Genomic DNA, 10,816 nt, shown 5'->3' on the forward strand with positions numbered 1-10,816 from the left:
GCCCCCGCCGGCTCCGAAACCGCTGTGGCCGTGATGAAGAGCGCCGTCTCCGCCGCCAACAACGCCATCGAATCGGTGCAAAAGGCTGTCAAGCAAGCCTCCGAAATGGCCGAAGCCAACTTCAACGCCGTGGCCAGCCAGGCCGTCACCGCCACCAAGGCTGCTGCCAAGAAGCGTTGAACTTCCCATACATGACGGCGCTCTGATCATGAATCGATCGCGCACTTGACCAAGGTCAAGTGCGCGATCACCGATTCAGGGCACACTGGCTCCGACTCCGAGAGGCGGTGCCGGTAGTGATACCAGCCGTTTTCTGGTTGTCTCCTCGGGTCCTTTTCGAAATTCGATTTCATTGGACCCCTTACAGCCCCGGACGCAAGCCCGGGGCTTTTTTTTGCCTTGGCGCCAACCTCATATCGATAATGATTCTCATCTGTGATAGTATGTGCACACCATGCTGCCAGGTGCCATCCGATGGCGGCGCCCCGATTTCCATCCACCCGTGAAGCCCAAGACCATGCCTTTCGCTGCCAAACTGTCGACCATTGTTGTGGCGGCCTTCGGGACCGCCTTCTCCGCCCAGGCACAGGACAAAGTGCTCAACCTGTACTCGGCCCGCCACTACCAGACCGACGAGGCGCTGTACGAGGGCTTCACCAAGGCCACCGGCATCAAGATCAACCGGGTGGATGCGGACGATGCCGGCATCCTGGCCCGCCTGAAGGCCGAAGGTGCGGCCTCACCGGCCGATGTGATCCTGCTGGTCGATGCCGCACGCCTGGCCCTGGCCGACAGCCAGGGCTTGTTCCAGCCGATCAAGTCGGCCAAGCTCGATGCCGTCATCCCGGCCAACCTGCGTGCCACACCCACGCCCGAAGGCGTGACCTGGACGGGCTTTTCCACCCGTGCGCGCGTGATCGTGTACGACCCGACACGCGTGAAGGCCGAGGACGTGACGACCTACGAGCAACTCGCCGACCCCAAGCTCAAGGGGCTGGTGTGCACGCGCTCGGGCTCGCACCCCTACAACATCTCGCTGTTCACCACCGTGGTCGAGCGGCTGGGTGACCAGCAGGGCGAGTCCTGGCTCAAGGGCATCGTGAACAACATGGCCCGCGCGCCCAAGGGCGGCGACACGGACCAGATCAAGGCCGTGGCCTCGGGCGAATGCGGCGTCGCACTGAGCAACTCGTACTACGTGGCGCGCCTGATCAAGTCCGACAAGCCCGAGGACAAGGCCGTGATGGACAAGGTCAAGGTGGTGTTCCCGAACCAGGGCACCAGCGGCACGCACGTGAACATCGCCGGCGCTGCCGTGGCGCGGCACGCCAAACACCGGGACAACGCCATCGCCTTCATGGAGTACCTGGCCAGCCCCGAGGCGCAGGCGTATTTCGCCAACGGCAACAACGAGTTCGCGGCCGCCAAGGACGTGAAGCTCGACAACCCGGCCCTCAAGGCCATGGGGGGCGAGCACTTCAAGGCCGAGCAGATCCCGCTGGAGGTGGTGGCCAGGAACCTGACCAAGGTGCAGCAGATGCTGGATCGGGTGGGGTACAAGTGACGCACTCCCCCCTGCGCCGCTGACGCGGCCCGGTGCCGCCGCCAGAGTCGGCGGCTCTTCGAGGGGACGGCACCAGTGGCCGGGCATAGCCTGTTCCACGGTGCCCCACGATGGAGGCACTTCTTTCGTGGCGATTCTTTCTCCCCTCTCCTCCCGCTTGCGAGGACCCACTCAGGGTAGAGCCCGTTTTCACGGGTTTTTTTGTGGGTGATAATTGACGTTTACGTCAACGTCATACCCATCCAACGAGGAGCAGCACATGGAGATTGCAGGCAAGGTTTTCATCGTCACCGGCGGGGCGTCGGGCCTGGGTGAGGGCACGGCGCGGATGCTGGCGGCCAACGGCGGCAAGGTCGTGATCGCGGACATGCAGGTCGACAAGGGCGAGGCGGTGGCCCGGGACATCGGTGGCGTGTTCGTCAAGTGCGATGTCAGCAACGAAGCCGACGGCCAGGCCGTGGTGGCCCAGGCCGTGTCCATGGGCAAGCTGATGGGTCTGGTCAACTGCGCCGGCATCGCACCGGCCGAAAAGACCGTGGGCAAGAACGGCGCGCACTCGCTGGCCGTCTACACCAAGACCATCATGGTCAATCTGGTGGGCAGTTTCAACATGATCCGCCTGGCCGCCGAGGCCATGTGCCAGAACGAGCCGGAACCGACGGGCGAGCGTGGCGTGCTGATCTCGACGGCCTCGGTGGCCGCCTACGACGGCCAGATCGGTCAGGCCGCCTACTCCGCGTCCAAGGGAGGCATCGTCGGCATGACGCTGCCCATCGCGCGCGACCTGGCCCGCAACGGCATTCGCAACATGACCATCGCGCCCGGCATCTTCGGCACACCCATGCTGTTCGGCATGCCCCAGGAGGTGCAGGACGCGCTGGCCGCCGGTGTGCCCTTCCCCAGCCGCCTGGGCACGCCCGGGGACTACGCCAAGCTGGCCCGGCACATCATCGAAAACGACATGCTCAACGGCGAGGTGATCCGCCTCGACGGCGCCATCCGCCTGGCACCGCGCTGAGCGACGCACGCACTGGCGGCCGCCCTTGCGGCCGGTGGGCTCCACGTGTATCGTAATCGGCCTTCCGATTCTGCCGCAGGGAGATCGACCGCCTTGAAACCCGCCACACACCCGTTCCGGGGCCGACTTGCAACGCTTGCCCTGGCGCTGACGCTGGCCGCCTGCCAGCACGCGCCGGAGCAGGCGCTCACCCAGCCGGAGGGATCCACCGGCATCACGGCCAAGAGCGGGTGGACCTTCCGCACGCAGGCGGTGGCCGCGGCCAACCCGCTGGCCACAGAAGCCGGGCTGGCCATCCTGCGCGCCGGCGGCAGCGCGGTCGACGCGGCCATCGCCGTGCAGATGGTGCTCACCCTGGTCGAACCGCAGTCGAGCGGCATTGGCGGCGGTGCCTTCCTGCTCCACCATGACGGCCGGCGCGTGCAGGCCTACGACGGCCGCGAAACGGCGCCCGCGGCGGCCGACGACCGCCTGTTCATCGGCCCCGATGGCCAGCCGGTGCCCTTCATGGCCGCCGTGGTGGGTGGCCGCTCGGTCGGGGTGCCCGGCACGGTCAGGATGCTGGCACAGGCGCACCGTCAGCACGGCCGGCTGCCATGGGCACGCCTGTTCGAGCCGGCCATTGCCTGGGCCGAGCGCGGTTTTGCGGTCAGCCCCCGCCTGCACCAGTTGCTGGCCGCAGAGACCGCGCTCAGGTCCGACCCGGTGGCCGCCGCCTACTTCTACCGACCGGACGGCACGCCCCACCCCGTCGGCCACGTTCTGAAGAACCCCGAGCTCGCGGTGGTGCTGCGCCGCCTCGCGGCCGAGGGACCCGACGCATTGCACGAGGGTCCCGTGGCCCGGGCCATCGTCGACAAGGTCCGCCAGCACCCCGGCCATCCGGGCCGGCTCAGCCTGCAGGACCTGCGCGACTACGAGCCGAAGGAGCGTGTGCCCCTGTGCGTCGACCACGCGGCGTCGCAGCGGCCGGTGCGCATCTGCGGTTTTCCGCCTCCGAGTTCCGGCGCGTTGGCGGTGGGACAGATCCTGGGCCTGCTCGCCCGCACGCCACAGGCCGGGCTGCCGCTGGCGCCGGACGGCCTGCCGGGGCCGGACGCCCTGCACGGCTACGTGGAGGCCTCGCGGCTGGCGTTTGCCGACCGGGCGCAGTACGTGGCCGACCCCGACTTCGTGGCCGCGCCGGACGGGCGCTGGGACAGTCTGCTGGCACCGCACTACCTGGACGAGCGCGCACGCCTGATCGCGCCCCTGCGCGCACGCCAGGTCGAGCCCGGCCGGCCCGGCGGCACCGTCAGTGCCTGGGCCCCCATGTCCGAGCAACCCGAGCGCGGCACCAGCCACATCAGCATCGTGGACCGCCATGGCAACGCGCTGGCGATGACGACCACCATCGAGTCGGGCTTTGGTGCACGGCTCATGGTCACGACCGATCCCAGCCGGCCGGGCGGGTTTCTGCTCAACAACGAACTCACCGATTTCAGCTTCGTGCCGGCAGACCACGAGGGCCGGCCGGTGGCCAACCGGGTGGAAGCCGGCAAGCGTCCCCGCTCGTCGATGGCCCCGACGCTGGTGTTCGACGCACGAACCGGTCAGCTGATCATGAGCCTGGGCAGCCCCGGCGGCGCGCTCATCATCCACTTCACCGCCAAAACCTTGCTGGGCCTGCTGCACCAGGGCCTGAGCCCGCAGGCCGCGATCGATCTGCCCAATTTCGGCACCCTGGGCGGGCCGGTGCTGCTGGAGGAGGGACGCTTTCCGGTGGCGACCATCGAGGCGCTGCGTGCGCGTGGCCACACCGTCAGCGAAGTGGCCATGCCCAGCGGCCTGCAGGCCCTGCAGCGCACCGAGGCCGGCGGACAGACCGCGTGGATGGGCGGCGCCGACCCGCGCCGCGAGGGCATCGTCGCCGGCGATTAAACGTCGATCGCTTGCGCCGAGCCGGCGCGCTTGCGCAGTTCAAACTTCTGGATCTTGCCGGTGCTGGTCTTGGGCAGCTCGCCGAAGACCACGTAGCGCGGCACCTTGAAGCCGGCCAGGTGCTGTTTGCAGTGGGCCACGATGTCCTCGGGACGGGTCTGCGCCCCGAGCTTCAGTTCCACGAAGGCGCAAGGCGTTTCACCCCACTTCGGGTCGGGCTTGGCCACCACGGCGGCGGCCAGCACATCGGGGTGGCGGTAGAGCACGTCCTCGACTTCAATGGAGGAGATGTTTTCACCACCGCTGATGATGATGTCCTTGCTCCGGTCCTTGATCTTGAAATAGCCGTCGGCGTACTGCACCGCCAGATCGCCGCTGTGGAACCAGCCCCCGGCAAAGGCCTCCTGCGTCGCCTTCGGGTTCTTGAGGTACCCCTTCATGGCGATGTTGCCCTTGAACATGATCTCGCCCATGGTTTCGCCGTCCCACGGCACCGGCCGCATGGTGTCGGGATCGAGCACCTGCACGGCGCGTTGCAGGTGATAGCGGACCCCCTGGCGCGCGTTCAGGCGTGCGCGCTCACCGATGTCCAGCGCATCCCAGGCCTCGTGCTTGGCACACACCGTGGCCGGGCCATAGACCTCGGTCAGGCCATAGACATGGGTCAGGTCGAACCCCATCTGCTCCATGCCCTCGATCATGGCGGCAGGCGGTGCCGCTCCCGCCACCATGGCCTTGACGCCACTGGGCAGGCCCTCCTTCATGGCCGCGGGCGCATTGACCAGCAGACCTTGCACGATCGGCGCGCCGCAGTAGTGGGTCACACCGTGCTCGCGCATGAGGTCGAAGATGGTCTGCGCCTCGATGCGCCTCAGGCACACGTTCACGCCCGCGCGCGCAGCCACCGTCCAGGGAAAGCACCAGCCATTGCAATGGAACATGGGCAGGGTCCACAGGTAGACCGCGTGCTTGGGCATGTCCCATTCGAGGATGTTGGAGATCGCGTTGATGGTCGCACCCCGGTGGTGGTAGACCACACCCTTGGGGTTGCCGGTGGTGCCACTGGTGTAGTTGAGCGCGATGGCGTCCCATTCGTCGGCGGGCCACACCCATTCGAAGGCCGCGTCCCCTCCCGCCACAAAGGCCTCGTAGGTGTGGCTGCCGATGCGGCGCGCCTCGCCCGTGTACAGCGGGTCCTCGACATCAATCAGCAGCAACGGCGTGGTGGACTGGCGCAGGGTCAGCGCCTTCTCCAGGGTGCCGGCGAACTCGGGATCGACGATCACGGCCTTGGCCTCGCCATGATCGAGCATGAAGGCGATGGCCTCGGGGTCCAGCCGGGTGTTCAGGGTGTTGAGCACCGCACCGGCCATCGGGACACCGAAGTGGGCCTCGACCATGGGTGGCGTGTTGGGCAGCATCACGGCCACGGTGTCGTTCTTGCCGATACCGGCCTGGCGCAGGGCGCTGGCCAACTGGCGGCAACGCGCATAGGTCTGGGCCCAGGTCTGGCGCAGCGGGCCATGCACGATGGCCAGGCGATCCGGATAGACCTCGGCCGAGCGCTCCAGAAAGGTCAACGGCGTCAGCGGCGCGAAATTGGCCTCGTTGCGGGGCAGATCCTGGTCATACATGTGGATGCTCATGCGGGTAACTCCGGTGCGTGGTTCGATCATGTTGGAGAATAAGGTGGTGACCATACCGCAGTCTTTCATCCAGGATTTGCTGGCCCGCGTCGACATCGTCGATGTGGTGGGCAAGCATGTCCAGCTCAAAAAAGGCGGCGCCAACCTGCTGGGTCTCTGCCCGTTCCACGGGGAAAAATCACCCTCGTTCACGGTCAGTCCGTCCAAGCAGTTTTACCATTGCTTCGGTTGTGGTGCGAACGGCAACGCCATCGGTTTCCTGATGGAACACGCCGGCATGAACTTCGTCGAGGCCGTCAAGGACCTCGCCCAGCAGGTCGGGCTGCAGGTGCCCGAAGAGGAGCTGTCACCGCAGGAACGCGAGAGGGCCACCCGTGCGCGGCAGCGGCAGGCCACCCTGACCGACGTACTGGCAAAAGCCGGCGCGGCCTACCAGCAGGCACTCAAGGCGTCGCCCCGGGCGGTGGCCTACCTCAAGGGCCGGGGGCTGTCGGGCCAGATTGCCAAGGTGTTCGGTCTGGGCTATGCGCCCGAAGGCTGGCGCCATCTGGCCAACGTGTTCCCCGACTATGGCGATGCACTGCTGGTCGAGGCAGGCCTGGTCATCGAACACGAGGACGACAAGGGCCGGGACGGGCAGTCCAAGCGTTACGACCGTTTCCGCGACCGGATCATGTTCCCGATCCGCAACGTCAAGGGTGAGTACATCGGCTTTGGCGGCCGCGTGCTCGACAAGGGCGAGCCCAAGTACCTGAACTCGCCGGAAACGCCGGTGTTCAGCAAGGGGCGTGAACTCTACGGTTTGTTCGAGGCACGCACCGCGATCCGCCAGCACGGCTATGCCCTGGTGACCGAAGGCTACATGGATGTGGTGGCGCTGGCGCAACTGGGTTTTGCCAACGCGGTGGCGACGCTGGGCACGGCCTGCACGCCCGACCATGTGCAGAAGCTCTTCCGTTTCACGGACGCGGTGGTGTTCAGCTTCGACGGTGACGCAGCCGGCCGGCGCGCCGCGCGCAAGGCCCTGGACGCCGCCCTGCCCCTGGCCACGGACACGCGCAGCGTGAAGTTCCTGTTTCTGCCCAGCGAGCACGACCCCGACAGCTTCATCCGCACACACGGCGCCGAGGCCTTCGCCGAGTGTGTCAGGACGGCCACGCCGCTGTCGCGTTTTCTGGTCGAGTCCGCCGGCGCCGACTGTGACCTCGGCAGCGCCGAAGGACGCGCGCGCCTGGCCAGTCAGGCCCGCCCCCTGTGGACCGCCCTGCCCGACGGTGCCCTCAAGCGCCAGTTGCTCGGCGAGTTGGCGCACGTGGTGGGTGTCGGTGCCGAGGACCTGTTGCAGTTGTGGCAGGCGGCACCCATCGCACCGGGCGCCCGGCGCCAGCGTCCGGATCCCGGGTACGGCGATCACCCGGCCGCGGCACTGGCACCGCCGGCGATGCCCCCGGCGTCGATCACGGTCGCGGCGACTGCCGCACACCACGCGCCACCGGGTGACCCGCCGGCCTGGGCGGCGGAGGCGGCGCCCCGCCGCGGCGGCAAGGGTGGCTGGCGCAAGTTTCAGCCACCGCCACCGCGCATGCTGGGGCAGGCACGCGCTGGCGTCACCCGCGCCGACCGCGCGGTCGGGCTGCTGCTGGCCAATGCCAGCGCCTGGGACCGGCTGCCCGCCGACGATCACGCCATGCTGGCACACCTGCCACCGCCGCACGGCCCGATCTTCGCCTGGCTGGAGGCCCAGTTGCACGAGCACGGACCCCAGCCCTGGGCCGCCCTGCGCGAGGCCCTGCGCGGACACGAGCACGAAGCCTATATCTGTGCCGCAGTGGAGCAGGCCACCATGGGCGCCGACCCCGGCGCGGAACTGACCGAGCTCGCCGGCGTGATGGGCTTGCTGCGCATCGATGCGCTGAGCGCGCAAGCGGCCCTGCTGGCTGCCCGTGCACAGCAGGGCGACCAGGCCGCCTACGAGGAGTTCAAGCAATTGAGCGAACGCATCAAGCTCTTGAAATCCGAGCGACTGGTATAATCTAAGGTTTGCACCGCAAGCGCGACAGCAGCACCTCCGGCACAGGCCAGCCTCCGGCATGAGGCAATGGGAACCAGACGTTACCCGGCCACCCTGGCGTCCACCGAGGACACCAGCGGACGGACCGCAAGGACTGCACACCAAATGATCGCCCCCGAAGCTTGCAGGCCCGCCTTTTCCGGCCGAAGGCGGGCGTCGTGCGCGACAAAACCACCGGATCGCCGCCCTGGCGCGTTTTGGCGTTGTTTTGTGTGTCCCTGCCGGTTCCTTTCCTGACGTTTTTTTGAGGTTCTCATGCCCGCAAAGAAGTCCAGTCGTGCGCCTGCGGTGTCCAGCACCAAAACCAGCCAGAAAGCCAGCACCGTGGCGGCAGCTCCGAAACTGCCCCAGAAGAAAGCCTCTGCCTCCGTGACTGCCAAGACATCCACCAAAACCACCAGCAAAACCAAGGCGGCTGCCGCCGAAGAACTGGACGCCACCGTCGCCGAGACCACGGCACCGGCCAAAAAGTCGGCCGGACGCCCGGCCACCAAGGCCGCCGCCAGCAAGCCTGCCGCCAAGCGCGGCCGCAAGCCCAAGGCGGCGGGTGCCAAGGGCAAGGGCGCGGCCGACTTCGATGACGCCGACCTGAGCGATATCGATATCGAGGAAGATCTGGCCGCAGACGTCCCCGAGGAAGCGCCCAGCGTGGCGGCACCGGCCGAGAAGGTCAAGCCGCTGCGCATGAAGATCAGCAAGGCCAAAGAGCGCGCGCTGATGAAGGAATTCGGACTGGACGACACCGTCCTGTCCGAGGAAGAAGCCAAGCTGCGCCGCGAAAAGCTCAAGACGCTGATCAAGCTGGGCAAGACGCGCGGCTACCTGACACACGGCGAAATCAACGACCATCTGCCCGACAAGCTGGTCGAGGCCGAAACGCTGGAGGTCGTGGTCTCGCTGCTCAACGACATGGGCGTGGCGGTCTACGAACAGACGCCCGACGCCGAGACGCTGCTGCTGTCCAACGCCGGCCCCACGGCCGCCACCGAAGAGGAAGCCGAAGAAGAGGCCGAAGCCGCCCTGTCCACCGTGGACAGCGAGTTCGGTCGCACCACCGATCCGGTGCGCATGTACATGCGCGAGATGGGCACGGTGGAACTGCTCACGCGCGAGGGCGAGATCGAGATCGCCAAGCGCATCGAGGGTGGCCTCAACGACATGATGGCCGCCATCAGCGAAAGCCCGGCGACCATTGCCGAGCTGCTGGCCATGGCCGAGGAGATCCGTGAGGGCAAGGTGGTCATCTCCACCGTGGTCGATGGCTTCGCCGACGCCGATGAGGCCGACGACTACGTGGCCGAGGAAGACTTCGACGACTACGACGAGGCCGATGACGACGATGGCAAGGGCGGCTCCAAGGCCCTGTCGCGCAAGCTCGAGGAACTCAAGCGCGAAGCACTGGCGCGCATGGACAAGATCCGCGCCCAGTTTGAGAAGCTGCACAAGATCTATGACAAAGAGGGCTACGGCGGCCCCAGCTACCTCAAGACGCAGCAGGGCATCACCGAAACCCTGATGACCATCCGCTTCACCGCCAAGGCCATCGAGAAGCTGTGCAGCACGCTGCGCGGTCAGGTCGACGAGGTGCGCAAGAAGGAGCGCGAGTTGCGCCGCATCATCGTCGACAAGTGCGGGATGCCGCAGGACAAGTTCATTGCCGCCTTCCCGGCCAACCTGCTGAACCTGCAGTGGGTGGAGAAGGAAGCCGCCGCCGGCAAACCCTGGAGCGCGGTGATGGAGCGCAACATTCCGCCGATCCAGGAGCTGCAGCAGGGTCTGATCGACATCCAGAACTCGGTGGTGGTGCCGCTGACCCAGCTCAAGGACATCCACAAGCGGATGAACGAGGGCGAAGCGGCCTCGCGCGATGCGAAGAAGGAGATGATCGAGGCCAACCTGCGCCTGGTGATCTCGATCGCCAAGAAGTACACCAACCGCGGCCTGCAGTTCCTGGACCTGATCCAGGAGGGCAACATCGGCCTGATGAAGGCGGTGGACAAGTTCGAATACCGCCGCGGCTACAAGTTCTCGACCTACGCCACCTGGTGGATCCGCCAGGCCATCACGCGCTCGATCGCCGACCAGGCCCGCACGATCCGTATCCCGGTGCACATGATCGAGACGATCAACAAGATGAACCGCATCAGCCGCCAGCACCTGCAGGAGCATGGCTTCGAGCCCGATGCATCCATCCTGGCCGAGAAGATGGAGATGCCCGAGGACAAGATCCGCAAGATCATGAAGATTGCGAAGGAGCCGATCTCGATGGAAACGCCCATCGGCGACGACGACGATTCGCATCTGGGCGATTTCATCGAGGACCAGGCCAACACGGCGCCAATCGAGGCGGCGATGCAGGCGGGTCTGCGCGAGGTGGTCAAGGAGATCCTGGACAGCCTGACGCCGCGCGAGGCCAAGGTGCTGCGCATGCGTTTCGGTATCGAGATGTCGACCGACCACACGCTGGAAGAGGTGGGCAAGCAGTTCGACGTGACGCGCGAGCGCATCCGTCAGATCGAGAGCAAGGCGGTGCGCAAGCTCAAGCACCCGAGCCGCTCGGACAAGCTGCGCAGCTTCATCGATTCGCTGTGATCTGA

General features: G+C 66.7%; 6 protein-coding genes and 1 pseudogene. 6 read left to right on the forward strand and 1 reads right to left on the reverse strand.

Features of this window, described 5'->3' with window-relative positions:
- From PHQ87_RS10415 to PHQ87_RS10430, 4 genes and pseudogenes are all read left to right on the forward strand, one after another.
- Positions 1-180 (forward strand): annotated as a pseudogene (locus PHQ87_RS10415) (phasin family protein); the annotation flags it as partial.
- A gap of 337 nt (positions 181-517) precedes the next feature.
- Positions 518-1,564 carry an extracellular solute-binding protein gene (locus PHQ87_RS10420; protein WP_300233686.1) on the forward strand — a complete coding sequence of 349 codons (1,047 nt, stop codon included), beginning with the start codon at positions 518-520 and terminating at the stop codon, positions 1,562-1,564.
- Positions 1,565-1,823: 259 nt separating this feature from the next.
- Positions 1,824-2,582, forward strand: a complete 759-nt coding sequence (locus PHQ87_RS10425) for a 3-hydroxyacyl-CoA dehydrogenase (protein ID WP_300233677.1) — start codon at positions 1,824-1,826, stop codon at positions 2,580-2,582.
- 141 nt (positions 2,583-2,723) lie between these two features.
- Positions 2,724-4,502: a gamma-glutamyltransferase family protein gene (locus PHQ87_RS10430; protein ID WP_300233688.1), complete on the forward strand. Its 1,779-nt coding sequence runs from the start codon at positions 2,724-2,726 to the stop codon at positions 4,500-4,502.
- On the opposite strand, the gene PHQ87_RS10435 is transcribed toward PHQ87_RS10430, so the two are convergent.
- The gene (locus PHQ87_RS10435) at positions 4,499-6,148 is read right to left on the reverse strand and encodes an acyl-CoA synthetase (RefSeq protein WP_300233679.1); all 1,650 of its coding nucleotides are present in this window, start codon (positions 6,146-6,148) and stop codon (positions 4,499-4,501) included. The two genes, PHQ87_RS10430 and PHQ87_RS10435, sit on opposite strands and share 4 nt — an antisense overlap.
- 28 nt (positions 6,149-6,176) lie before the next feature.
- On the opposite strand from PHQ87_RS10435, the gene dnaG reads away from it, so the two are divergent.
- Positions 6,177-8,180: a DNA primase gene (gene dnaG, locus PHQ87_RS10440; RefSeq protein WP_300233682.1), complete on the forward strand. Its 2,004-nt coding sequence runs from the start codon at positions 6,177-6,179 to the stop codon at positions 8,178-8,180.
- A gap of 294 nt (positions 8,181-8,474) precedes the next feature.
- Positions 8,475-10,811 (forward strand): RNA polymerase sigma factor RpoD, encoded by a 2,337-nt coding sequence (gene rpoD, locus PHQ87_RS10445; RefSeq protein ID WP_300233684.1) that lies wholly within the window; start codon positions 8,475-8,477, stop codon positions 10,809-10,811.
- The last annotated feature ends 5 nt before the right edge of the window (positions 10,812-10,816 follow it).

Source organism: Hydrogenophaga sp., assembly GCF_028698005.1.
GTDB lineage: Bacteria > Pseudomonadota > Gammaproteobacteria > Burkholderiales > Burkholderiaceae_C > Hydrogenophaga.

What these genes read in the sequence shown, in the direction of transcription:
- PHQ87_RS10420 (WP_300233686.1), top strand. Translation starts at nt 518, where the DNA reads ATGCCTTTCGCTGCCAAACTGTCGACCATTGTTGTGGCGGCCTTCGGG.
- dnaG (WP_300233682.1), top strand. Translation starts at nt 6,177, where the DNA reads ATGTTGGAGAATAAGGTGGTGACCATACCGCAGTCTTTCATCCAGGAT.
- rpoD (WP_300233684.1), top strand. Translation starts at nt 8,475, where the DNA reads ATGCCCGCAAAGAAGTCCAGTCGTGCGCCTGCGGTGTCCAGCACCAAA.
- PHQ87_RS10435 (WP_300233679.1), bottom strand. Translation starts at nt 6,148, where the DNA reads ATGAGCATCCACATGTATGACCAGGATCTGCCCCGCAACGAGGCCAAT.
- PHQ87_RS10425 (WP_300233677.1), top strand. Translation starts at nt 1,824, where the DNA reads ATGGAGATTGCAGGCAAGGTTTTCATCGTCACCGGCGGGGCGTCGGGC.